Source organism: Streptomyces sp. NPDC088387, from assembly GCF_044753385.1.
In the GTDB taxonomy this organism is placed as follows: domain Bacteria; phylum Actinomycetota; class Actinomycetes; order Streptomycetales; family Streptomycetaceae; genus Streptomyces.
Window position 1 is genome coordinate 568,088 of sequence record NZ_JBIVNC010000005.1, and the last position, 23,393, is coordinate 591,480.

17 protein-coding genes are annotated in these 23,393 nt (G+C 71.6%); 6 read left to right on the forward strand and 11 right to left on the reverse strand.

The features are described from left to right. Positions 1–226: 226 nt before the first annotated feature. Positions 227–2,380, reverse strand: a complete 2,154-nt coding sequence (locus tag ACIQAC_RS17155) for an IucA/IucC family protein (RefSeq protein ID WP_402191702.1) — start codon at positions 2,378–2,380, stop codon at positions 227–229. Beyond that, positions 2,377–3,729, reverse strand: a complete 1,353-nt coding sequence (locus tag ACIQAC_RS17160) for an aminotransferase class III-fold pyridoxal phosphate-dependent enzyme (protein ID WP_402191705.1) — start codon at positions 3,727–3,729, stop codon at positions 2,377–2,379. The genes ACIQAC_RS17155 and ACIQAC_RS17160 overlap by 4 nt, the downstream gene beginning before the upstream one ends. Positions 3,730–4,352: 623 nt before the next feature. Here ACIQAC_RS17160 and ACIQAC_RS17165 point away from each other — a divergent pair. Both ACIQAC_RS17165 and ACIQAC_RS17170 read left to right on the forward strand, forming a co-directional pair. Further along, complete coding sequence (locus tag ACIQAC_RS17165) at positions 4,353–5,567, forward strand: trypsin-like serine peptidase (RefSeq protein WP_402191706.1); 1,215 nt, start codon at positions 4,353–4,355, stop codon at positions 5,565–5,567. A 239-nt stretch (positions 5,568–5,806) separates the two neighbouring features. Next, positions 5,807–7,012 (forward strand): trypsin-like serine peptidase, encoded by a 1,206-nt coding sequence (locus ACIQAC_RS17170; RefSeq protein WP_402191708.1) that lies wholly within the window; start codon positions 5,807–5,809, stop codon positions 7,010–7,012. A gap of 89 nt (positions 7,013–7,101) precedes the next feature. On the opposite strand, the gene hflX is transcribed toward ACIQAC_RS17170, so the two are convergent. The 6 genes from hflX to miaA all read right to left on the reverse strand — a co-directional run bounded on the left by hflX (position 7,102) and on the right by miaA (position 15,574). Then, a complete protein-coding gene (hflX, locus tag ACIQAC_RS17175; protein WP_402191709.1) occupies positions 7,102–8,595 on the reverse strand; it encodes a GTPase HflX in 1,494 nt (497 codons plus the stop codon). A 265-nt stretch (positions 8,596–8,860) separates the two neighbouring features. After that, positions 8,861–10,360: a M1 family metallopeptidase gene (locus tag ACIQAC_RS17180; protein ID WP_402191711.1), complete on the reverse strand. Its 1,500-nt coding sequence runs from the start codon at positions 10,358–10,360 to the stop codon at positions 8,861–8,863. 272 nt (positions 10,361–10,632) lie between these two features. Beyond that, positions 10,633–12,804, reverse strand: a complete 2,172-nt coding sequence (locus tag ACIQAC_RS17185) for a RelA/SpoT family protein (protein WP_402191714.1) — start codon at positions 12,802–12,804, stop codon at positions 10,633–10,635. 307 nt (positions 12,805–13,111) lie between these two features. After that, positions 13,112–13,981, reverse strand: a complete 870-nt coding sequence (gene dapF, locus ACIQAC_RS17190) for a diaminopimelate epimerase (RefSeq protein ID WP_402191717.1) — start codon at positions 13,979–13,981, stop codon at positions 13,112–13,114. A 40-nt stretch (positions 13,982–14,021) separates the two neighbouring features. After that, positions 14,022–14,528 carry a hypothetical protein gene (locus tag ACIQAC_RS17195; RefSeq protein ID WP_402191719.1) on the reverse strand — a complete coding sequence of 169 codons (507 nt, stop codon included), beginning with the start codon at positions 14,526–14,528 and terminating at the stop codon, positions 14,022–14,024. 107 nt (positions 14,529–14,635) lie between these two features. Further along, a complete protein-coding gene (gene miaA / locus ACIQAC_RS17200; RefSeq protein WP_402191721.1) occupies positions 14,636–15,574 on the reverse strand; it encodes a tRNA (adenosine(37)-N6)-dimethylallyltransferase MiaA in 939 nt (312 codons plus the stop codon). A 182-nt stretch (positions 15,575–15,756) separates the two neighbouring features. Here miaA and ACIQAC_RS17205 point away from each other — a divergent pair, with 182 nt between their 5' ends. Both ACIQAC_RS17205 and ACIQAC_RS17210 read left to right on the forward strand, forming a co-directional pair. Further along, positions 15,757–16,035, forward strand: coding sequence for a hypothetical protein (locus tag ACIQAC_RS17205; protein WP_402191723.1), 279 nt, complete (start codon positions 15,757–15,759; stop codon positions 16,033–16,035). A 25-nt stretch (positions 16,036–16,060) separates the two neighbouring features. Next, the gene (locus ACIQAC_RS17210) at positions 16,061–16,369 is read left to right on the forward strand and encodes an antitoxin (RefSeq protein WP_402191724.1); all 309 of its coding nucleotides are present in this window, start codon (positions 16,061–16,063) and stop codon (positions 16,367–16,369) included. Between the two features lie 99 nt (positions 16,370–16,468). Here ACIQAC_RS17210 and ACIQAC_RS17215 read toward each other — a convergent pair whose 3' ends face one another. The 3 genes from ACIQAC_RS17215 to ACIQAC_RS17225 form a co-directional block, all read right to left on the reverse strand. Beyond that, positions 16,469–17,194 (reverse strand): class III extradiol dioxygenase subunit B-like domain-containing protein, encoded by a 726-nt coding sequence (locus ACIQAC_RS17215; protein WP_402191726.1) that lies wholly within the window; start codon positions 17,192–17,194, stop codon positions 16,469–16,471. A gap of 221 nt (positions 17,195–17,415) precedes the next feature. After that, positions 17,416–18,945, reverse strand: coding sequence for a tRNA (N6-isopentenyl adenosine(37)-C2)-methylthiotransferase MiaB (gene miaB, locus ACIQAC_RS17220; RefSeq protein ID WP_402191728.1), 1,530 nt, complete (start codon positions 18,943–18,945; stop codon positions 17,416–17,418). Between the two features lie 65 nt (positions 18,946–19,010). Further along, positions 19,011–19,844, reverse strand: a complete 834-nt coding sequence (locus tag ACIQAC_RS17225) for a TMEM175 family protein (protein ID WP_402191730.1) — start codon at positions 19,842–19,844, stop codon at positions 19,011–19,013. A 330-nt stretch (positions 19,845–20,174) separates the two neighbouring features. Here ACIQAC_RS17225 and ACIQAC_RS17230 point away from each other — a divergent pair, with 330 nt between their 5' ends. Further along, positions 20,175–21,545: a lectin gene (locus ACIQAC_RS17230; RefSeq protein WP_402191732.1), complete on the forward strand. Its 1,371-nt coding sequence runs from the start codon at positions 20,175–20,177 to the stop codon at positions 21,543–21,545. Positions 21,546–21,690: 145 nt separating this feature from the next. Then, positions 21,691–23,393 (forward strand): RICIN domain-containing protein (locus tag ACIQAC_RS17235; RefSeq protein ID WP_402191735.1); only part of this gene is annotated, 1,703 nt, incomplete at its 3' end.

Genomic DNA, 23,393 nt, shown 5'->3' on the forward strand with positions numbered 1-23,393 from the left:
GCATCCGGGTCCGAGGCACCTGCGGTGGGGTCCGGGGCGGAGGGTGTGAGGTCGGTGTCGGGGTCGGCGAAGTCCGTGGCAGGGGTGGTGCCGCTGTCGGCGTCGGTGCCAGTGCCGGTGCTCGTGTCGGTGGGTCGCACGGCGACGCTCCTCTCAGGTGGCGGGGTCGGGCATGTTCCTCAGGAATGAAGGGAGTTGGCGGTGGTCGGTATGCGGTACGCGCTGATCAGGAGCGCAGGGGGTTGGCGATGGTGACGTAGACGGACTGGGTGTCCACGGGGCCGACGAGTTCGTCCAGGCCGTGCAGCCGGGTCAGCAGGTTGGCCTTGCAGCGCAGGACGGGAGCGTCGAGCAGTCGAGCAGGCAGCGTGCTGCGGAGCCCGGCGGGGCCGGAGGAGACGTCCTCCAGGAACCGGCGGAAGGCCGCGAGCAGGAGCTGTTCGTCGGCGAGCCGCTGGGATCCGAGGGCGCCGATGAGTCCCAGCACGTTGTTGATCGCGAGGTAGTAGGCAAAACGCTCGTCGGCCACCTCGTCGGCCACGAAGGTGTCGCTGTGCTCGCCGATGCCGGGGAGCCGGGTGTCGAGTTCCGCGCGTCGCGACTCGCGGAAGTAGTAGCCCTGGTTGTCGCGGTAGCGGCCGCCGGCGGGCCAGCCGTCCGGGTCCAGCAGGAGCAGGGTGTTCTGCTGGTGGGCTTCCAGCGCGATTCCGGCCTCGCCGTCGAGCCAGAGGACGGGGCGGACGACGTGCTCCAGGTAGCGCAGGAACCACTCGGTGGCCACGGCACCGCGGGGCCGCCCGGTGCGACCGGCGAGGCGCGTGACGATCTCGGAGAGGCGTGATCGGTTGGGGTGGGAAGTCATTGGACCCGGCTCGGGGTCCGCGGTCGGTTCGGTGTGGTGGTGCCCGTGGACGGTGGCCGGTGCCGACGGTCGGGTGGTGTGCGTCGGAACCGGTCGGGGTGCCACCAGGCCCGCCACGCACGTGACGTCGTCCGAGGGGCGGAACGGGTTGTGGCGGAGGAGCACGTCGAGTCCGCGTACGGGTCGGCCGTCCGGCGTGTCCACCGCGAGCCAGGCGGGGTCGCGGACGACGTCGAAGGTCGGGTGGGTCGCCTGCCACTGCCGGGCGAGGCCGGTGCGCAGCAGGCGGTGCACTTCGACACCACGGTGGAGTTCTTTGCGGAGGTTCTCACGACGGGAGTTGGTGATGCGCAGGCCGAGCGACAGCTTGAGCATGGCGGGGGCGTCGGAGCGGTAGACCGTGCGCACCGAGGAGGTGGGACACCAGGCGGGTCCGTGTACGCCGAGGTCTCTCAGGAGGCCGGCGTCTCGGAGGGCGGCGATGTCCGGGCGGTGCAGTACATCGCGGAGTTGCCAGGGGTGCAGGGGCAGGGCGGCGTGGCCGTGCGGCAGGTGCAGGTCAGGTCCCGCCAGTCGTGCCGTGAGGGCGGCGGCGAGGACTCGGCGGCCTCGCTCGGTCCAGGACGAGTCGGTGGCGAGGACGGAGGGAGCGACGGCCAGCCAGTGCAGGCGGAAGGCGCCTCGCAACTCGGGTGAGTAGAGGCGGGCTTCGGAATCGGTGAGGCCCTCGCGGGTCTTTGGGGTCGGGTGGAGGGGGTGGCCGAGGAGAAGTGCCTGCTCCGCGGAGAGGAAGAGGTCGGGGCTGTCGGCGGGTGTGCGGCGGCGTTCGGCGATGAAGGCGCTGGTGCGGCGCACGGAGTCGGCGACGTGGGCGACCAGGTCGCCGGGGCCGAGCGAGGCGGTGGTGCCGGCGGAGGGTGAGGGTGCAGGCGCGGTTCCGTGCTTCTCGCGGCCGAGGAGGGCAGCGAGGGTGACGGCATCGACCGGTGGCGTGACGGCGGGGGGCGCGGCGTCTGCGGTATCGGTCGTGGGACGGGCGGCGGCCAGGTGGGGCAGGCCGAAGCGGTGCCAGCCCATGGCGGACCAGTAGAGGACCGGTGCCAGCAGTGTGGTGCCGGTGGCCGGGAGGGGGATGCGGAGGGTGGCGTCGTCAGGGGCGGGGAGGTTGGTCTCTCGTACCCAGCAGCGGAGGAGGTTCTCGATGGCGGCGGCCTGGGCCGCGGTGTGGGGGTCGGGGTGTTCGAGGAGGTCGGTGGTGACGCCTCGCAGTTGTTCGGTGCGGGGAGCGCCGCGTTGCTGACGGGGGACGGAGACGGAAGGAGAGGGGGTCTCGCGTGAGGGGGCCTCGGGTGAGGGGGGTGGCTTGTCGGGGTGTGGGTGTTTGTCGGGTCGGGGTGGCGTGCTGTTCAAGGCGTTCCTTGGTGAGGGATCCGGCTCCTGCGGGGGTGAGCCGGGTGGTGCGGTCGTGCGAGGGAGGTGAGTTGGGGTTGGAGACGGAGTTGAGGGGACGTGGGTCATCCATGGGCTGCGGGGCCGCGGTCGATGGCGGCGATCGCGTCGGAGAGTCGGTCGAGTACGGCGGCGGTCTGTTCGTCGCTGATGGTCAGCGGGGGCAGCAGGCGCACGACGTTGAGTTGGCGGCCGCCGACACCGACGATCAGGCCTCGTCGAAGGCACTCGCGTTGTACGGCGGCGGCGAGATCCGGCGCCGCGTGCGAGATGTCGCCGACCGGGTCGGCGCACTCGGTGTCGCGTTGCGGAGCTGGGTGCGGGATCGGGTTCTGCTTCGGGCTCTCCGGCTGCGAACGGCGTACGCAGTCGAAGCCGGCCAGGAGTCCCCGCCCGCGGGCGTTCTCGATCCAGGTGAACCCCTTGGCGAGTTCCCGGAGTTGGCGGAGGATTCGGTCGCCCAGGGTGGCCGCGCGGTCGGCGAGGCGGTTTTCGCGGGCGTGGGCGAGTGTGGCTGTGCCCGCGGCCATGGCCAGCTGGTTGCCGCGGAAGGTGTCGGACGGAATGCCGGGGCCCTCGGACGGGAGATCGTCGCGGTGGACCACAACGGCCAGGGGCAGGCTGCCGCCGATGGCCCTCGACAGCACCATCACGTCGGGTGTCACACCGCTGTGCTCGACGCCCCAGAAGGTACCGGTCCTGCCGACGCCGGTCTCGCTCTCGTCGACGATCAGCGGGATGGACCGGGCCGTGCTGAGCTGCCGGATGTGCCGGAGCCAGGCGTCCGGGGCGGGGCCCACCTCGCCGTCGCCGTGGACGGGACTGAGGAAGACACCGCCGGGCTGCGCCCACCCCGACGCCGGGCGGGCACGAGCGCCGGTGCCAACACCGATACCGGAGCCGGTGCCACTGCCCGCACCCGCACCCGCACCCGCACCCATGCCCGTCCCCGCGCCCGCGCCCGACACCGTGACGCCGTAGAAGCCGGTGTCGGTCGTGGTGCCGGTGAAGTCGAGGATCTCGGTGCGTCCGGTGGCCGCTCGGGCCAGTTGGACGGCGGTGTACACGGCGATCCGGGCTGTTGGTCCGGAGAGCCGCACGCGGGCCTGGTCGGCGAGGCGGTGAGGGACGGTCCTGATGAGTTCGGTGACGAAGGCGTCCTCGACCGGGGTGGTGAGGTCGGCGGTGTGCAGGGGTGCACCGGAGTCCAGGACTTTGCGGATGGCTTCGAGGACAACGGGGTGGTTGTGGCCGAGGGCCAGGGCTCCGGCGCCGGAGAGGCAGTCCAGGTAGCGGCGGCCGTCGGCGCCCTCGATGGTCAGTCCCCGCGCCCTGACCGGCACGATGGGCAGCGCCCGTGCGTAGGTGCGCGCGGCCCCTTCACGCGCCGGCTGCCAGTGCAGAGTCCCCTCGGTCATGCCCACGCTCTCCTCGTCCTCCCGCTGTACGGAGGCGAGTCGGCCCCTCGCGCTCCCCATCTCCCCGCCTACGACGGGCTGGTCACACCGGTGGCCGTGCATGCCGCTCGCCGCCCGCACACCGATGGCCACCGCGCGCACCGTGCGACCCGGCTTCCACCGCCGGGCCCCACCGCCGGGCCCCACCGCCGGGCCCCACTCCCGGCCGACCGCAGGTCCGCGCAAGAAGCCCCCGCCCATCGCTACCAACCCCCCACCGCTCACGGGGTTACGGGTGGCGGCGAGATCCGTCGTCCCGGAGCCCGACCACGTGTCGCCGCCCCGCTCGGCCCGCCCCGCACTGCCCGCCCCCTCGGCACGCCCCACTCGGCCCGCCCGCCTCCCCGCTCCCCTCCCCGTCCCCGCCCTGTCCGCTCCCCCTCCGCCCCCACGCCACCTGCGTTCCAGGTCAGACCGCCTGTGGCCGAACCGTTGCCGTTCCGTGGGAAGTCGCCCACAGCGACCGCATAGTGTGGGGCACCGTTCCCGAAGGCCGCGCGGTCGGCGTACTCGGGGCTCCGTGCGAGCTCCGCCGAGGTCACCGACGTAGAGCCGAGTCCGTTCACATCAGGGGGAGTAAGTCCATGCGATCCATTCGGCCGTCGTTCACCGCTCGTCGTGGGAGGAGCGCGCGCCGCAGATCGACGCTGGCCGCGGCCGCCCTTGTGTCGGCTCTCGCGCTCACCGCCACGGCGTGTGATTCGGGCGAGCCCTCGGCGGAGGCCGAGGCGTCTGCCTCGTCGGTCGCCGGCGACGACAAGATCCAGATCCCGGACGACATCAAGGACCGGCTGAAGGACTACGGGATCGACCTCGACACCTGGCGCGACGGGGCCTGGAAGAACTGGAACAAGGACGACTGGCTGCGCGAGGCCGACGAGTTCATCAACCCGATCATCGAGGACCTCTGGGACCCGGACCGGATGCGGGACGCCGAGGAGCCGGACCAGGCGGTCGACGAGAACGACATCTCGGGCGACCAGGGTGTGACGGACCCGACGCCGGAGCCGGTGGAGGCCGCGCCCGTGCCGGCGAAGTACCACGACAACGTTCCGGTGGCGGGCAAGCTGCTCTTCGACTCCCCCGAGGGCACGATGGTCTGCTCGGCGACGGTCGTCGCGGACCCGGCCAACCCCGGCAAGTCCAACATGGTCTGGACGGCGGGTCACTGTGTGCACGCCGGCAAGAGCGGCGGCTGGTACCGGAACATCGCGTTTGTGCCGTCGTACAACGACTCGGCGCTGTCGGCCGCGGAGTTGGAGTCGGCGACCGAGGACCAGGTCGCGCCGTACGGCGTCTGGTGGGCGGACTGGGTGCAGACGTCGGACCAGTGGATCGAGCAGGGTGGTCCGACCGGCGGTGACGGTGCCTCGTACGACTTCGCGGTGATCCATGTGACGCCGGAGGAGGGCGGTTCGGGCAAGTCGCTGGAGGAGACGGTGGGTTCGGCGCTGCCGGTGAACTTCAACGCCCCGGCGGTGCCGGACGTGGACAGCATCACGGCGACGGGCTACCCGGCGGCGCCGCCGTTCGACGGCCAGGCCATGTACCAGTGCGAGGACCAGCCGGGCCGGCTGTCGATCGCCGAGGCCGACCCGACGATGTACCGCATCGGCTGCACGATGACGGGTGGTTCCTCGGGCGGTGGCTGGGTCGCGGAGGGTGCCGACGGCAAGCCGGCGCTGGTCTCCAACACCTCCATCGGCCCGGTGACGGCCGGTTGGCTGGCGGGTCCGCGGCTGGGTGACGAGGCCAAGGGTGTGTTCGACTCGGTGAGCGAGAAGTTCGCCGGTCAGTGACCGTGCCCTGGCCGGGTGTGCGCTCGCACGCGGGCGCACACCCGCCCGGGGTCCGTCGGCGGAAATCTTCACCGGTCCGCCGCTCTTCATACTCAAGCGGACGGGCGTCCCGGGCCGTTCCACCGGCATAGTGGGACGTCGCTCGGACGGGGAGACGCAGTCGGCCGTGAACACGGCGACGGCCGCGTACGGCTCCCCATGCCTGTCGACCATCACGTTTCAACGGGGGAATTCGCACCATGCGTTCCACACTCACGCCCGCGGCCAAGCAGCGCGGGCGCCGTCGTACTCTGCTCGCCGCCACCGGACTTGTGGCTGCCCTGGCGCTCACGATGACCGCATGCGGTGGTTCGGGCGACGATCAGGCGAGTGGCAAGTCAGGCGCCGACGCCTCCCAGCCCGCCGGTCAGGACAAGGTCGAGATCCCGGCCGGTCTTGCCGACAGGCTCAAGGAGCACGGCATCGACGCCGACGACTGGAAGGACGGCGGCTGGAAGGACTGGGACAAGGACAAGTGGCTCAGTGAGGCCAAGGACTTCGTCAACCCGGTGATCGAGGGGCTCTGGAAGCCGGACCGCATGCTGTCCGCCGACGAGGCCGACAAGACGATCACCACGCAGGACGCGGCGGCCGGTCAGGGAGTCAGCGACCCGGAGCCCGCTCCGGTGCAGGCCGAGGCCGAGAAGACGCCGTACCACGACAACGCGGCCCCGGTCGGGAAGGTCTTCTTCGACTCCCCCGAGGGTTCGATGGTCTGCTCGGGGACGGTCATCAAGGACGTCAACAACCCGGGCAGGTCCAACCTGGTGTGGACGGCGGGCCACTGTGTGCACGCGGGCGGGGCGGGCGGCTGGTACCGCAACATCGTCTTCGTCCCTGCCTACAACGACCTCGGCAGGTCCGAGGCGGAGCTGGGCAGTGCGGCGGCCGTCGAGGTCGCGCCGTACGGCAACTGGTGGGCGGACTGGGTCTCGACGTCGAACGGCTGGATCCAGGGCGGTTCGGAGACCGGCGGTGACGGGGCCGCGTACGACTACGCGGTGCTGCACGTCAAGCCGGAGCAGGGCGCGAAGTCGCTGGAGGAGACGGTCGGGGCCGCGCTGGACGTGGACTTCTCGGCGCCGGAGGCGGCCGAGGTGGACAGCATGGGTGCCTGGGGCTACCCGGCGGGGCCGCCGTACAACGGGTCGCAGATGTTCAAGTGCCTCGACCGGCCGGGCCGGTTGTCGCTGAGCGCGAGCCTGCCGACGATGTACCGGATCGGGTGCACGATGACCGGTGGTTCGTCGGGCGGCGGCTGGTTCCGGGTGGTGGACGGTGAGACGAAGCTGGTCTCGAACACGTCGATCGGCCCCACCGACAACACCTGGCTCGCCGGGCCGCAGCTCGGCCAGGACGCGCAGACGGTGTACGAGTACATGAGCGAGACGTACGGCGGGCAGTAGCGCCGGCGGTTGTCCGAACAGCGCGAAGGCCCGCCCCCAGAACGATCGGGGGCGGGCCTTCGCGCTGTCGTTCAGCGAAGCATCACGGCTCAGGCGGCCGGGGCCGGGACGTACGGCGTGAGTTCCGCCGCCAGTTCCTCGTGCACCCGCACCTTGAGCAGGGTGCCTTCCGCGGTGTGCTCCTCGGACAGCACCTCGCCCTCGTCGTGGGCGCGGGCCACCAGCTTGCCGTGGGTGTACGGCACGAGTGCCTCGATCTCCACCGCCGGGTGCGGCAGCTCGTTGTCGACGAGTGCCAGCAGTTCGTCGATGCCCTCGCCGGTGCGGGCCGAGACCACGATGGACCGCTTGGCGATGAGCTGGAGCCGCTGAAGCACCAGCGGGTCGGCCGCGTCCGCCTTGTTGATCACGACGATCTCCGGTACGTCGGTGGCGCCGACGTCCCTGATCACCTCGCGCACGGCGGCCAGCTGCTCCTCCGGGAACGGGTGCGAACCGTCCACCACGTGCAGGATCAGATCGGCGTCGCCGACCTCCTCCATGGTGGAGCGGAACGCCTCGACCAGGTGGTGCGGCAGGTGCCGGACGAAGCCGACGGTGTCCGTGAGCGTGTAGAGCCGGCCGCTCGGGGTCTCGGCCCGGCGCACGGTCGGGTCGAGGGTGGCGAACAGCGCGTTCTCGACGAGCACGCCGGCGCCGGTGAGGCGGTTGAGCAGCGACGACTTGCCGGCGTTGGTGTAGCCGGCGATGGCGACCGAGGGCACCTTGTTCCGCCGGCGCTCCTGGCGCTTGATGTCGCGGCCGGTCTTCATCTCCGCGATCTCCCGGCGCATCTTCGCCATCTTCTCGCGGATCCGGCGCCTGTCCGTCTCGATCTTGGTCTCACCGGGACCACGGGTGGCGAGGCCGCCGCCCTTGCCGCCGCCCATCTGACGGGACAGCGACTGACCCCAGCCGCGCAGTCGCGGCAGCATGTACTGCATCTGCGCGAGCGCGACCTGTGCCTTGCCCTCTCGGGACTTGGCGTGCTGGGCGAAGATGTCGAGGATCAGGGCCGTACGGTCGATGACCTTGACCTTGACGACGTCTTCGAGATGGATGAGCTGGCCCGGGCTGAGTTCACCGTCGCAGATGACGGTGTCCGCGCCCGTTTCGAGCACGACCTCGCGCAGCTCCTCGGCCTTGCCGGAGCCGATGTAGGTGGCGGCGTCGGGCTTGTCGCGGCGCTGGACCACGCCGTCGAGGACAAGGGCGCCGGCGGTCTCCGCGAGGGCGGCGAGCTCCGCGAGGGAGTTCTCCGCGTCCTGCACGGTCCCCGAGGTCCAGACGCCGACGAGTACCACACGCTCCAGGCGGAGCTGCCGGTACTCGACCTCGGTGACGTCCTCGAGTTCGGTGGAGAGGCCGATCACACGGCGCAGGGCCGCGCGCTCGGAGCGGTCGAGCTGGTCGCCGTCGCGCTCTCCGTCGATCTCGTGGCTCCAGGCGACGTCCTCTTCCATCAGGGCATCGGCCCGAAGGCCTTCGGGGTTGCCGTACACGAAGCGCTCAGTGTCCTGGGAAGGGGAAGAAGAGGAGGTCATTGGGTCCTTACGTCGTTGGGGTTCCGTGGTCGGCGGCGGGCCGTGAGCGGGGGCTCCGAACCTTCTCCGTCACCCTGCTCAACGCTCGGGACCGCCCGGGGATTCCCGTGGCCAGGGGACTCACGCCCAGTCCGTGCCGCCGACCAGTCGATGGTCTCACGGCACGACTCGTCTCGTCACGGTGTTATTCGCCGGCGGTCCGGTCGGTCCCGGCGCTACTTCGAGGAGGCTGGAGCGGCGCTGCTTCGCAGGGGCTGGTGCGGCGCTACTTCGCGGGGGCCGGTGCGGCCGACTTCCACTCGGGGTGCCCAGGCATCGGCGGAGTCTTCTCGCCGTGCAGCCAGGCCTCGAAGAACCCGCCGAGGTCGCGCCCCGCCGTCGTGGAGGCCATGTCGACGAAGTCCTGGGTGCTGGCGACGCCGTCCTTGTGGAGGCTCACCCAGGACCGTTCGAGGTTCTCGAAGGCCGGGGTGCCGATCTCCTGGCGCAACGCGTAGAGGATCAGCGCGGAGCCGTCGTAGACGTTGGCACGGAAGATGCCGACCTTGTCGCCGGGTGCGGGAACCTTGGGGGTCGCCGGGGGGCCGCCGGCCGCGCGCCAGCGGTCGGAGGCGCTGTACGCGGCCCGCATCCGCGCCTCCATTCCGCGGCCCGCCTTCTCCTCCGCGTAGAGCGCCTCGTACCAGGTGGCGTGTCCCTCGTTGAGCCAGAGGTCGGACCACACGCGCGGGGTGACGCTGTTGCCGAACCACTGGTGGGCCAGCTCGTGGACCATGATCGAGTCGACGTACCACTCCGGGTAGGCGGGCTCGGTGAAGAGCTCCCGCTCGAAGAGGGAGAGCGTCTGCGTCTCCAGCTCGAAGCCGGTGGAGGCGTCCGCCATGAGGAGGCCGTACGTCTCGAAGGGGTAGGGCCCGACCTTGCTCTCCATCCAGGCGATCTGGTCCGGGGTCTTCTTGAGCCAGGGTTCGAGCAGTTCGCGGTCCTTGGTGGGCACCACGTCCCGTACGGGCAGGGCGTGCGGGCCGGTGCGGTGCAGCACGGTGGAGCGGCCGATGGAGATCTGGGCGAGTTCGGTGGCCATGGGGTGCTGGCTGCGGTAGCTCCAGGTGGCGGCCTTGCCCGCGCGGGCCACGCCGGTCGGCAGACCGTTGGCGACGGCCGTGTAGCCGTCGGGGGCGGTGACGTGGATGGTGAAGCGGGCCTTGTCGGACGGGTGGTCGTTGCAGGGGAACACCGCGTGGGCGGCGTCCGCCTGGTTGGCCATGGCCAGTCCGTCCGCGGTCCGCACCCAGCCGGTGCTGCGGCCGGCCGGCGGCACGGGGTTGCTGGTGTGCCGCACGGTGATCCGCATCCACTCGCCCTCTGCCGGCGCGTCCGCGGGGGTGATCACGAGGTCCTCGCCCGCCCCGGTGGACGCAGCGGCCTTGCCGTCGACCTCGACGGACTCGACCTCGCCCTGGGTGAAGTCGAGGTTGATGGTGTCGAGCTGCCGGGTCGTGAAGGCGTCGATCGTGGTGACGCCCTGGAGGGGCTCGCTGTTGCTGCCCGAGTAGGTGAAGGCCAGGTCGTACGACGCCACGTCGTAGCCGGGGTTCCCGAGGTGCGGGAAGAGCCGGTCGCCGACGCCGAGCGGGGTCGCCGGGGCGCTCGCGGCGACGAGGCAGACGGAGACGGCCGAGGCGAGCAGGGCCGACTTCAGCCGGCGGGGAGCCCCGGCCCGGCGGGCGCGGAGCGTGATCGGGGTGCGGGGGGTGTGCGACATGAACCACCGCTACCAGCGCGCGCCCGCGCGACGGTGGCGACGCGCGCCGGGCCCACTCGAACGGGGCCGCCTTGCGGGGTGGGCGAGGGGGCGGATGGGGGAAGGCACCCAACCCCACACCCTAGGGGGCGGTCAGGAACACACCTCTTGAAGAAGGCGATCGGGAACACCTCTCTTGAAGAGGGCGGTCGGGAACACCCCTCTTAGAGAGACCCTTTAAGGGAGTCCTTTTAGAGGTCCCTTCCTGGAGAGCCCCCACTGCCCCCGCCCCCTCAGGACGCCGTGGCCGGATGCCGCGCCCGGTTCACGTCGTAGACCCCCGGCACATTGCGCATCGCGCGCATGAGGGCGGGGAGTTGGGCGGCGTCGGGGAGTTGGAGGGTGTACGTGTGGCGGACGCGTTGCTGCGTGGGGGGTTCGACGGTCGCGGAGACGATCTCGGCGCCCTCCAGGGCGATGGCCTCCGTGAGGTCGGCCAGCAGGTGCGGGCGGCCGAACGATTCGGCTACCAGCGTCACCCGGCACTCGGTCGCCTCGCCCCAGTGCACCCCGACCTCCGCGCGGCCCGTGCCCCGCATCCGCGCGACGGCGGCGCACTCCGCGCGGTGCACGGTCACCACTCCCCCGCGTACGGCGAAGCCGACGACGTCGTCGGGCGGTACGGGCGTACAGCACCCGGCGAGCCGGACGCTCGCGCCCGGCCGGTCGACGACGATGTTGGCGGCGGGCCGTACCGACGACGGCGCGGCGGCGGTGGCGGTGGCGTCGGCCGCGGGCCGCGCGGATGTCCCGGCGAGCGGCGGCGCCTCCTCGGCGTCCGCGGGCTCGGGAGCCGGTGCCGGGTGCGTCGACAGCCAGCGCTGGATGGCGATCCGCGCGGCGGGCGTGTGCGCGTGCTCCAGCCACTCGCGTGACGGCTCCGAGGCGGGGTCCTGGCCCATGAGCAGTTGGACCGTGTCACCGTCCGTGAGAACCGTGCTCAGCGTCGCCAGGCGGCCGTTGACGCGGGCGCCGATGCACGCGTGCGCGTCCTCGCCGTACTGCGCGTAGGCGGCGTCCACACAGGTGGCGCCGTCGGGCAGGCCGAGGGTGCCGCCGTCCGGGCGGTAGACGGTGATCTCGCGGTCCTGGGCGAGGTCCTCGCGCAGGGTGGACCAGAACGTGTCGGGGTCGGGCGCCCCCTGCTGCCAGTCGAGGAGCCGGGAGAGCCAGCCGGGCCGGGTCGGGTCGATCCGTTCGCCCTCGGCCGGGGACTCCTCGGCGGGAAGGGCGTAGGGGTTGCCGAGCGCGACGACGCCGGCTTCGGCGACCTTGTGCATCTGGTGGGTGCGGATGAGGACTTCGGCGACCTGTCCGTCGGGGCGGGCGACGGCGGTGTGCAGCGACTGGTAGAGGTTGAACTTCGGTACGGCGATGAAGTCCTTGAACTCCGAGACGACCGGGGTCATACACGTGTGCAGCTCGCCCAGGACGGCGTAGCAGTCGGCGTCCTCGTTGACGAGGACCAGCAGGCGCCCGAAGTCGGAGCCCCGCAACTGCCCTCTCTTGCGGCCCACTCGGTGCACGGAGACGAAGTGCCGGGGCCGGATGAGGACTTCGGCGGCGATGTCGGCGTCCTGGAGGACCGCACGGACGTCGTCGACGATCTCGGTGAGGGGGTTGTCCGCGCGGGCGGCGTTCTCGTCGATCAACTCCCGCGTGTGCGCGTACTCCTCGGGGTGCAGGATCGCGAAGACCAGGTCCTCCAGCTCGGTCTTCAGGGCCTGGACGCCGAGACGTTCGGCGAGCGGGATGAGGACGTCGCGGGTGACCTTGGCGATGCGCTCCTGCTTCTCGGGGCGCATCACGCCCAGGGTGCGCATGTTGTGCAGCCGGTCGGCGAGTTTGATCGACATGACCCGGACATCGTTGCCAGTGGCGACGAGCATCTTGCGGAAGGTCTCGGGCTCGGCGGCGGCGCCGTAGTCGACCTTCTCCAGCTTGGTCACGCCGTCGACGAGGAAGCGCACCTCCGCGCCGAACTCCGTACCGACCTGATCAAGGGTCACATCGGTGTCCTCGACGGTGTCGTGGAGGAGGGAGGCGGTCAACGTCGTGGTCTCCGCGCCGAGTTCGGCGAGGATCAGGGTCACGGCGAGCGGGTGGGTGATGTAGGGCTCGCCGCTCTTGCGCATCTGTCCGCGGTGCGAGGACTCGGCCAGGACGTAGGCCCTGCGCAGGGGTTCGAGGTCCGCGTCGGGGTAATGGGCCCGGTGGGCCTCGACGACATGGCCGATGGCGTCGGGCAGCCGGCCGCGGGCGGGTGAGCCCAGCAGTGCGGCACGGCCCAGCCTGCGCAGGTCGATCCGCGGGCGGGCCTTCCTGCGGGCGGGGGTTGCCGCGGAACCCTGCAAGGGGCCCGTCAGCGGGCCTGGGCTCGCGGGGTTCGTGGCCTCCGCACTCATGGGCACCTCCGGCTGCGTCGACCGGCGGACGGGGTGCCCCATGGCGGACACGGCTCAGGGGCGGGCGACCGTCCCCCGTCCGGGCCGGTGCTTGATGCTATCGAGCCCACCACGCCCGACTGACCGCCTCCCGCCGAGCGTGAAACGGATCACCCATTCGAGCGACCGTCCGGAGGTTTACATCGGTGCTTTCTGCACATGGACGGTGACTGTGGTGACCGGGAGTCGGACGCGTGGTCGATGCCGGTCCTCGGCGAGGGAGGTCGACGGCGGGGATCGACTCGGCGACCTGGGCCGGCCGAGCCGCTCAGCGCAGCGCCGCGTCCAGCCACTCGGTGTCGATCTCGCCCTCGGCGACGATCACGGCGGGGCCGGTCATCTCGATCTCGCCGTCCGCGCGCTCGGTGATCACCAGCCGGCCGCCGGGGACGTCGACGGTGTACGTCACCGGGGTCCCGGTCACGGCCGGGTCGGCGCCGTCGCGGCGGGCGGTGGCCACGGCGACCGCGCACGCGCCCGTGCCGCAGGACCGGGTCTCGCCGGAACCGCGCTCGTGCACCCGCATCGCCACGTGCCGAGGGCCCCGGTCGACGACGAACTCCACGTTCACCCCGTCCGGATACGCGCCGGCCGGGCTGAAGGGGGGCGGCGCGAGGAGGGGCCCGGCCTCGGCGAGGTCGGCCACGAAGGCGACCGCGTGCGGGTTGCCCATGTTCACGTTCCGCGCGGGCCAGCTGTGCTCGCCGACGCTCACCGTGACGTCGCCCTCGGGCAGCAGGGCGATGCCCATGCCGACGGTGATGTCCCCGTCCTTGGCGATGTGCACGGTCTTCACACCGCCGCGGGTGGCGACCGCGAGGTCTCCCTCGGCGGCATGACCGGCGCGCTGGAGGTAGCGGGCGAACACCCTGACGCCGTTGCCGCACATCTCGGCGATGGAGCCGTCGCCGTTGCGGTAGTCCATGAACCACTCCGCCTCGGCCGCCATGTGCCTGGCCTCGGGGTGTGCCGCGGACCGGACCACGTGCAGCAGTCCGTCGCCGCCGATGCCCGCGCGGCGGTCGCACAGGACGGCGACGGCGGCCGGGGGCAGCTCTACGGCGTTCTCCGGGTCCGGGACGATCACGAAGTCGTTCTCGGTCCCGTGCCCCTTGAGGAAGGCGATCCGCGTGCTCATTCCTCGATCGTACGGGGTGGCGCCGACGCCGTACGATGGCTCAGCGGAGCCGGGCGACCCGCCACACGGCGAGCACCACCACGGCCGCGACGACCAGCGTGTAGGCCAGGACGACCCGCCAGTCGAGGCGTCGGCCGGAGCCGCGCTGGGGCAGGCCGGGCCAGGTGTGTCCGACGCGGCGGGCGGCCATCATGCCCCAGCCCGCGGCGCAGGAGCAGATCAGCAGGCCCAGCATCGCGATCACCGCGCCGCTGTCGCCGAAGTCGAAGGCCAGCGGGAACGCGAACATCAGAGAGCCGACCGCGGCCAGGCCCACGATGGGCGCGAGCTGCCAGATCCGCAGCCGGCGCTGGGGCCGCAGCTCCACCTCGACCTCGGGGCCGCCCGTGAACATCTCCTCGGGCTCGGGGCCGTCCTCGGTCACCCCGTCCGGCGTCTCATCGGGTCCGTCGGGGCTCAGACGAAGGTCCTCCGGCTCCGGCCTGCCGCTGCTGTCGGCGGTGACGGGTTCGGTGTCTTGTGCGGTGTCGCGAGGGCCGGCCTCCATCGCCACGCGCCCTCCCAACTCGGACTCCACTGGTCGATCGAAGCTCGATGATGGCACGGCCCCGAAGGCCCGGATGACGGCCTCGTCGTCCCGATGCCATGACGTGATCAGGCTGTGACCGGTCGTTCGACCAACGCCAGTGCGAGCTGCGGAAGTTCTGTGAGGTCCGCCGCAGCCCCACTGAGCCAGTGCACCCGGGGGTCGCGTCTGAACCATGAATCCTGGCGGCGCGCGAAGCGTTTGGTGGCCCGTACGGTCTCCGCACGCGCCTCCTCCATCGTGCACTCCCCCGCGAGTGCCGCGAGAACCTGCTGGTAGCCGAGTGCGCGCGACGCCGTACGCCCCGCGCGCAGGCCCTGCGCCTCCAGGGCCGTCACTTCCGCGACCAGTCCCGCGTCCCACATGCGGTCGACCCGGCGCGCGATGCGCTCGTCGAGCTCCGGGCGCGCGACGTCGACGCCGATCTGCACCGTGTCGTAGACGGAGTCGTGGCCGGGAAGATTCGCTGTGAAGGGTCTGCCGGTGATCTCGATCACCTCCAGGGCGCGGACGATACGGCGGCCGTTGCTGGGCAGGATCGCCCGCCCGGCCTCCGGGTCGGCGACGGCGAGACGGGCGTGCAGCGCCCCCGAGCCGCGCAGCACGAGCTCCTCCTCCAGCCGGGCCCTGACCTCGGGGTCGGTGCCGGGGAACTCCAGGTTGTCCACGGCTCCGCGGACGTAGAGGCCGGAGCCGCCGACGAGGATCGGCCAGCGGCCCTCGGCGAGCAGTGCGTCGATCCGGGCACGCGCGAGGCGCTGGTACTCGGCGACGGAGGCCGTGACGGTGACGTCCCAGATGTCCAGGAGGTGGTGGGGCACGTCGGCCCGCTCGTCGGGCGTCAGCTTGGCGGTGCCGATGTCCATCCCACGGTAGAGCTGCATGGAGTCGGCGTTGACGACCTCGCCGCCGAGCTGCCGGGCGAGGAACACGCCCAGATCGGACTTTCCTGCCGCGGTCGGTCCGACGACGGCGATGACTCGCGGGGCGGGGGGTGCGCTGCTCACCGCACCAGTCTCGCAAACCTCGGGACGTGATCCCGAACGAGTTACGTGACGACGGGGGTGCGGGTTCGTTGCCCGATGCGAGGTTTCGCCGCCGTTCTGCGAGAGGCGGTGACCCGGGCGACGCAATCGGACGTACCGGGCGACGCGGGATTTCGCCCGCACGAGTAACGTATGGAGTGGATATGGGCGTTTTTGCGCGACTTCTTCGGAGGTCGAAGACCACGGAGGAGACGTCGGCAGCCGAGGTCGGGGCCGCTGCCGCGGCAACCGGTTCCGAGAGCACGGACGCGCAGGCGGCCGGGCCGGACAAGGAGCCGGAGCGGGCCGCGGCGGAGACGGTGGCCGAGGAGCCGGCGGCGCGGAACGCCGAGGGTACGGCGGCCGAGCCCGTCGAGATTCCGAAGCAGCAGTCCGCGGAGGAGGCGGCCGACAACGAGGCCGGCGAGGGCGCCCGCACATAGGAATCGCCCGCTAGGAAGGTGGACCATGGGTCTCCTGGACAATCTGAAGGCCAAGCTCGCCCCGGCCAAGGACAAGGTGTCGGACCTCGCGCAACAGCACGGGGACAAGATCCAGTCCGGCATCGACAAGGCCGCGAAGACGGTCGACGAGCGGACCAAGGGCAAGTACAGCGAGAAGATCCAGACGGGCTCCGGCAAGGCCAAGGGCGCCATGGACCGGCTCGCGCACAAGGAAGGCCCGGAGGGCACCGCCGGGCCGGGAGACACCGGCACCACCGGCCCGGGCGGCATCGGCCCGACGGGACCTGGCGGCACCCCGCCGCCGGCGTCCTGAACGGCGGCGCCCACAGCCGCGCAGCGACCGGCGGACGGCCGCGGAGCCCACAGGCCCGCGGCCGTCGGCCGTTTCCGCTCCGCGCCGGGTCCCTGTGACCTACGACCAGGTCGCGACCAGGTACCCCACGCCGTACGGCGCCTCGTCGTAGAGCAGTGCGCCGGACAGCCCGGCGTGCTCCGCCGCCCCCGCGAGGACCTGCCAGGGGGCGCGGCCGGACGCCTTGAGTTCCCGGGACAGTCTGAGGTCCAGCCCCCTGATCGCCTCGATGTCGGCCGTGCCGAGCGCCCGCGCGACCGCCGCGTCGTACGGCTCCGCGCGCTCGTCCAGGTAGCCGGGTGCCTTGAGCGTGCGGCACGCGCTGGCGTCGCCCATCACCAGCAGTGCCACCCGCTCGGCCGCGGCGGCCTCCCCAACGATTTCCCTTCCGATGCTGATACACCGCTCGGCGTCGAGAGGTTCCCCCACGGCGAGTGACTCGATCGGGGCGTCCGCCCAGCCGGTCCGTTCGAGGAGCCAGGCGGCGACGGAGAGGGAGACGGGCAGGGTGCGGGCGCCGCCGGTCTCGCTCGTCTCACGCCCGAGCCGTACGCCGAGGTCCACCCCGAAGCCCCGGAACGAGCCGCGGGTGCCCTCCGGGTAGGGACCGGACTCCCGCTCCGCCGCCGGACCCACGACGACCAGCCGGTCGGGGCGCGCCGCGGCGAGCACACCCAGCGCGTCCACGCAGGCGGCACGCGCGGCGTCCATCTCGGGTGCGGCGCCCGAGGCGACCTCGGGCACCAGCAGGGGCGGACAGGGGCAGACTGCGGCGGCGACAAGCATGATCGGCAGGGTAACTCCGGCACGCGCGCGAGGCGACGTCCGACCGTCTCCGCCGCTGCCCGGTCCGGCCGGCCGCGACCCGCAGCCGCGACCCGGTCCGGCTGGCCGCGACCACAACCGCAACCGCTGCCCGTGCCGGCTAGCCGCAGCCGCAGCCGCAGCCGCAGCCGCAGCCCATGGTGGCTACTAGTCGCAGCCGCAACCGCAGCCCCTGCCGGCTACTAGTCGCAGCCGCAGCCGCTGCCCGTGGTGGCCGGGAGCGGGGCCGGGGCGCCGATCTTCGGCAGGCCCAGCATCACGCCGGCGGGCTTGGCGGCCTCGGTGGCGTTGCGCTTCTCCCAGGCGTCGCCCGCGCGCGTGCGGCGGACCTTGAGGGTCGGGCCCTCGGCGAGGAGGTGGTGGGGTGCGGCGTACGTGATGTCGACCGTGACCACGTCTCCTGGGCGGACGTCCTCGTCCGGCTTGGTGAAGTGGACCAGGCGGTTGTCGGGGGCGCGGCCGGAGAGCCGGTGGGTGGCGCCGTCCTTGCGGCCCTCGCCCTCGGCGACCATCAGTTCCAGGGTGCGGCCGACCTGCTGCTTGTTCTCGTCCCAGGAGATCTGCTCCTGGAGGGCGACGAGACGTTCGTAGCGCTCCTGGACGGTCTTCTTGGGGATCTGGCCGTCCATGGTGGCCGCGGGGGTGCCGGGGCGTTTGGAGTACTGGAAGGTGAACGCCTGCGCGAAGCGGGCCTCGCGGACCACGTGCAGGGTCTGCTGGAAGTCCTCCTCGGTCTCGCCGGGGAAGCCCACGATGATGTCGGTGGTGATCGCGGCGTGCGGGATGGCGGCGCGGACCTTCTCGATGATCCCGAGGTACCGGTCCTGGCGGTAGGAGCGGCGCATCGCCTTGAGGACCGGGTCCGAGCCGGACTGCAACGGCATGTGGAGCTGGGGCATGACGTTCGGGGTCTCGGCCATCGCCGCGATCACGTCGTCGGTGAAGTCGCGCGGGTGCGGCGAGGTGAACCGGACGCGCTCCAGGCCGTCGATCGCGCCGCACGCGCGCAGGAGCTTGCTGAACGCCTCGCGGTCGCCGATGTCACTGCCGTACGCGTTGACGTTCTGGCCGAGCAGGGTGATCTCGGAGACGCCCTCGGCGACCAGTGCCTCGACCTCGGCGAGGATGTCGCCGGGGCGGCGGTCCTTCTCCTTGCCGCGCAGCGCCGGGACGATGCAGAAGGTGCAGGTGTTGTTGCAGCCGACGGAGATCGAGACCCACGCGGCGTACGCGCTCTCGCGGCGGGTCGGCAGGGTCGACGGGAACGCCTCCAGGGACTCGGCGATCTCGACCTGCGCCTCCTCCTGCACGCGCGCGCGTTCCAGCAGCACCGGGAGCTTGCCGATGTTGTGCGTGCCGAAGACGACGTCGACCCAGGGGGCCCGCTTCACGATGGTGTCGCGGTCCTTCTGCGCGAGGCAGCCGCCGACGGCGATCTGCATGCCGGGGCGCGAGGTCTTCCTCGGGGCGAGGCGGCCGAGGTTGCCGTACAGCCGGTTGTCGGCGTTCTCGCGGACCGCGCAGGTGTTGAAGACCACGACGTCGGCGTCGCCGTCGGAGCCGTCAGGGGCGCGGGTGTATCCGGCGTCCTCCAGCAGCCCGGACAATCGCTCGGAATCGTGCACGTTCATCTGGCACCCGTAGGTGCGGATCTCGTACGTGCGGTTTCCCTGAGCTTCCACTGCCGTGCTCCGGTCGCTGCTGCTGGTCATGCCAACAAGGGTAGGCGCTCGGCGCGGCGGCTCGTCCCCGAGTTCCGCGCGGGCCGGACCGATCCCTAGGAGGGGCCTTGCGCCGGACCCCCGGCGGGCCCACGCCCGGAGTCCCCGGCGGAGCCGCGCCCGGAGTCCCCCGAGGGGCCGTGCGTGAAGTCCCCGGAGGAGCCGTGCCCGGAGTCCCCGGAGGAGCCGCGCCCGGAGTCCCCGGAGGGGCCGTGCGTGGAGTCCCCAGAGGCGCCGTGCCCCGAGGCCCCGGCGGGCTGCCGTCCCGTGTCGCGCGGGCCCCGGAAGACGAACCTGGCCGGGAAGGCGAGCAGCCACCAGTACTTGGCGCCGCTCGGCGAGGCGAACGCCACCGGGATCGACGTGCCGAAGACCAGCACCATGACCAGACCGCTGCGGGCCGAGTCCTTGAGCTTCGCGGGGGTGGCGTGCGTGGCGGCGAGGGCGGGTACGGCCAGCAGCCGGAGGTACATCCCGAGCATCAGGCCGAGGGCCACGGTGATGGAGGACGCGTAGATCACGGTCGCGACGACGGTGTCGCCGTACTCGCTGAGCAGGCGGGTCGGGAAGGGCAGGGCGGCGACGACGGCGAGGAGGACGAAGTAGCCGTAGAGGAGCCAGCGGTCGACCACGGCGATCTGGCGGACGAGGCCGTGCTGGACCAGCCAGAGGATGCCGATGACGGCGAAGCTGAGGAGATAGCCGCCGATCTCGGGGACCGCCTCACGGACCGCGTGTGCGACCTCGGACTCGGGCAGACCCTCCGGCACGCGGATGTCGAGGGCGAGCAGGGTGATCGCGATGGCGAAGACCGCGTCGCCGAGCATCGCGAGTCTCCCGGGTTGCACGTCCACGTCGCGACGGAGGAGGGCGGGCGGGATGTTGGTCATGTCGGCGGCACCATGCATGCGTAGGGAAGCGGGCCCGTCACGATTACCACGGGGAGCCCTGCCGTCGAGTAAACGAATGCCCGGGGTTGAGGAAAAAGAGCACTCGGGCGGCACATTCACGGGTGCCGTACCGGGTGGGACCGCATGTCGGAGGGTGCCAGGAGGCGCGCCGCGGCAACGCCCTTCCCTCACTTCTTACTTCATATCTTGACGGAAGTGGTCCGGACCTTTAGTTTCACCGGGCGACCCCCATCTCGTGCGTGCGCCCTGCCGTTCACGACGTGAACACACCTCCGGGCGCCCCCACCCTCGCGAAAGGCCACCCCCACCATGGCCAGAGCCAGGTCTCTCCCCCTGTCCGCCATCCTGGCGGTAAGCGCTCTCACCCTGTCCACCGGCCTGTTGGCCGCCTCCCCCGCGCAGGCCGCGACCGGCACCATCACGGGCCTCGCCGGCAAGTGCCTCGACGTCGCCGGCGCAAACTCCGCCGACGGCACCCCCGTCCAGATCTACGACTGCAACGGCACCGCCGCCCAGCAGTGGACCGTCGGCACCGACGGGACCGTCCGCGCGCTGGGCAAGTGTCTTGACGTCACCGGCAGTTCGACCGCCAACGGGGCCACGGTCCAGCTGTGGTCGTGCGGCGGCGGCAACAACCAGAAGTGGACCGTCAGCTCCGCGGGCGACATAGTCAACCCGCAGGCCAACAAGTGCCTCGACGTCACCGGCAACAACTCCGCCAACGGCACCCGGGCCCAGATCTGGAGCTGCACCGGCGCCGCCAACCAGAAGTGGAGCGCGCCCGCGCCGGGCGACGGCGGCACACCGTCCGCGCCGATGGCCGTGGCGCCCTACCTGTACAACGGCTGGGGCTCCCCGCCCAGCCCCACCACGATCACCAACGCCACCGGCGTGAAGTGGTTCACGCTGGCCTTCGTGCTGAGCAACGGCTACTGCAACCCGCAGTGGGACGGCTCGCGCGCCCTCACCGGCGGCGCCGACCAGCAGACCATCAACACCGCGCGGGCCAACGGCGGCGACGTCGTCCCGTCCTTCGGCGGCTGGAGCGGCAACAAGCTGGAGAGCTCCTGCGCCAGCGCCGGCGAGCTGGCGGCCGCGTACCAGCGGGTGATCAGCGCCTTCGGGCTCAAGGCCATCGACATCGACCTCGAAGCCGACGCCTACAACAACCCGACCGTGCAGCAGCGCACGGTCGACGCGCTGAAGACCGTGAAGGCCAACAACCCCGGCCTGAAGGTCTTCGTCACGATCGGCACGGGCCAGAACGGCCCCGACACCAGCCTGATCAACCGGGCCGCGCGCTCGGCTCTGACCGTCGACGCCTGGACGATCATGCCGTTCAACTTCGGCGGCGCGGGCCAGAACATGGGCAATCTGACGGTGTCGGCGTCCGAGGGTCTGAAGAACTCGCTGAAGAGCGCGTACGGCTACAGCGACGACCAGGCCTACCGGCTCATGGGCATCTCCTCCATGAACGGCATCACCGACCAGAACGAGACGGTCACGGTGGCCGACTTCCGGACCATGCTCGCCTACGCGCAGCAGCACCACCTGGCACGGCTGACCTTCTGGTCCGCCAACCGTGACCGGCCCTGCACGGGCGGGCCCGCCGACAGCTGCTCGGGCGTCGGGCAGTCCGCGTGGGAGTTCACCCGGGTCTTCAGCGCGTACACCGGCTGACGCGACCGGTCCGAGAGGCCGGGTCAGGCGCACGAGCCCGACCCGGCCGGCCCGGCCAACGCGGCCATCCTCCCTTTCCGCCGTCCCCACCATCCGCCGGTGCGGCGTCGCCCTGACGTGACTCCGTGCCGGCCAGGAGAACTCCGTGTTCCGTCTCACCCGCCCCTCTCCCCAGGGGCATCGCAGAACCCTCGCGGCCGCGCTGGTCACGGCGGCCGCCGCGTCGTTCCTGACGGCGGTCCCCGCCTCCACCGCCGAGGCCGCGGTCGCGGCCCTGCCCACCGACTGGGCGACCGTCATGAACGCCGCGAGCGGCAGGTGCCTGGACGCCCAGGCGGCCGGCACCGCCAACGGCACGGTTGTGCAGCAGTACGCGTGCAACAACTCCACGGCCCAGCAGTGGAGTTTCAGCGATGTCGGCGGCGGCTACGTCAGCATCAACAACCGCAACAACACCAGCCAGGTCGTGGACGTCTCCGAGGTCTCCACGGCCGACAACGCGCCGGTGCACCTGTGGGCCTACGGCGGCGGCGCCAACCAGCAGTGGCTGCCGGTCGACGAGGGCGGCGGCGCCTACCACTTCGTCAACCGCAACAGCGGCAAGTGCCTCGACGTGCCCGCCGCGTCGACCGCGGACAGCGTGCAGTTCGTGCAGTACACCTGCAACGGCAGCGCCGCCCAGCGTTTCCAGGTGGTTCCCGTTGCCCAGACGGCCAACCCGGACCTCGGTCCGAACGTCGTCGTCTTCGACCCGTCGATGTCGGCTTCGACGATCCAGAGCCGGCTGAACAGCATCTTCCAGCAGCAGGAGACGAACCAGTTCGGCTCCCAGCGCTACGCGGTGATGTTCAAGCCGGGCTCCTACAGCGCGGACGTCAACGTCGGCTTCTACACGCAGGTGCTGGGCCTCGGTCTGTCGCCCGACGCGGTGACCGTCAACGGCGCGGTGCACGCCGAGGCCGACTGGTTCCAGGGCAACGCCACGCAGAACTTCTGGCGGGGCGCGGAGAACCTGTCGGTCAACCCGACCAACGGCGGCGACCGCTGGGCGGTCTCACAGGCGGCGTCGTACCGCCGTATGCATCTGCGCGGGAACCTCGCGCTGGACGACGGCGGCTGGTCCAGCGGTGGTCTGCTCGCCGACAGCAAGGTCGACGGCCAGGTGAACTCCGGCAGCCAGCAGCAGTGGCTGACCCGCAACTCGCAGCTCGGCAGCTGGACCGGCTCCAACTGGAACATGGTCTTCGTCGGCAGCCAGGGCGCACCCGCCACGACCTTCCCGAGCCCGCCGGTCACCACGGTGGCGCAGACCCCGGTCAGCCGTGAGAAGCCGTTCCTGTACGTCGACGGCAATGGCGCCTACCAGGTGTTCGTGCCCTCTCTGCGGTCCAACTCGACGGGGACCAGCTGGGCGAACGGTTCGCCCGCCGGCTCCTCCCTGTCCATGGACACCTTCTACGTCGTGAAGCCGGGCGCCACCGCCGCGCAGATCAACGCCGCGCTCGCCCAGGGGAAGAACCTCCTGGTCACGCCGGGCGTCTACCACCTGGACCAGACGCTCCAGGTGAACCGTCCCGACACGGTCGTGCTGGGCCTGGGCCTGGCCACGTTCATCCCCGACAACGGCGTCACCGCGATGCGGGTCGCCGACGTCGACGGTGTGAAGGTCGCCGGTGTGCTCTTCGACGCCGGTACCACCAACTCGCAGACGCTGATGGAGGTCGGTCCGACCGGCTCGTCGGCGTCGCACGCGGCCAACCCGACCTCGCTGCACGACGTGTACTTCCGTGTCGGCGGCGCCGCGGTCGGCAAGGCCACCACCAGCCTCGTCGTCAACAGCGACAACGT

Bases quoted from the DNA above. Each gene is read 5' to 3' on its own strand.
- hflX (WP_402191709.1), bottom strand. From the start codon at position 8,595: ATGACCTCCTCTTCTTCCCCTTCCCAGGACACTGAGCGCTTCGTGTAC.
- ACIQAC_RS17195 (WP_402191719.1), bottom strand. From the start codon at position 14,528: ATGGAGGCCGGCCCTCGCGACACCGCACAAGACACCGAACCCGTCACC.
- ACIQAC_RS17230 (WP_402191732.1), top strand. From the start codon at position 20,175: ATGGCCAGAGCCAGGTCTCTCCCCCTGTCCGCCATCCTGGCGGTAAGC.
- ACIQAC_RS17160 (WP_402191705.1), bottom strand. From the start codon at position 3,729: ATGACCGAGGGGACTCTGCACTGGCAGCCGGCGCGTGAAGGGGCCGCG.
- miaB (WP_402191728.1), bottom strand. From the start codon at position 18,945: ATGACCAGCAGCAGCGACCGGAGCACGGCAGTGGAAGCTCAGGGAAAC.
- ACIQAC_RS17185 (WP_402191714.1), bottom strand. From the start codon at position 12,804: ATGAGTGCGGAGGCCACGAACCCCGCGAGCCCAGGCCCGCTGACGGGC.
- ACIQAC_RS17180 (WP_402191711.1), bottom strand. From the start codon at position 10,360: ATGTCGCACACCCCCCGCACCCCGATCACGCTCCGCGCCCGCCGGGCC.
- dapF (WP_402191717.1), bottom strand. From the start codon at position 13,981: ATGAGCACGCGGATCGCCTTCCTCAAGGGGCACGGGACCGAGAACGAC.
- ACIQAC_RS17215 (WP_402191726.1), bottom strand. From the start codon at position 17,194: ATGCTTGTCGCCGCCGCAGTCTGCCCCTGTCCGCCCCTGCTGGTGCCC.
- ACIQAC_RS17170 (WP_402191708.1), top strand. From the start codon at position 5,807: ATGCGTTCCACACTCACGCCCGCGGCCAAGCAGCGCGGGCGCCGTCGT.
- ACIQAC_RS17225 (WP_402191730.1), bottom strand. From the start codon at position 19,844: ATGACCAACATCCCGCCCGCCCTCCTCCGTCGCGACGTGGACGTGCAA.
- ACIQAC_RS17165 (WP_402191706.1), top strand. From the start codon at position 4,353: ATGCGATCCATTCGGCCGTCGTTCACCGCTCGTCGTGGGAGGAGCGCG.
- ACIQAC_RS17205 (WP_402191723.1), top strand. From the start codon at position 15,757: ATGGGCGTTTTTGCGCGACTTCTTCGGAGGTCGAAGACCACGGAGGAG.
- ACIQAC_RS17155 (WP_402191702.1), bottom strand. From the start codon at position 2,380: ATGACCCACGTCCCCTCAACTCCGTCTCCAACCCCAACTCACCTCCCT.
- ACIQAC_RS17210 (WP_402191724.1), top strand. From the start codon at position 16,061: ATGGGTCTCCTGGACAATCTGAAGGCCAAGCTCGCCCCGGCCAAGGAC.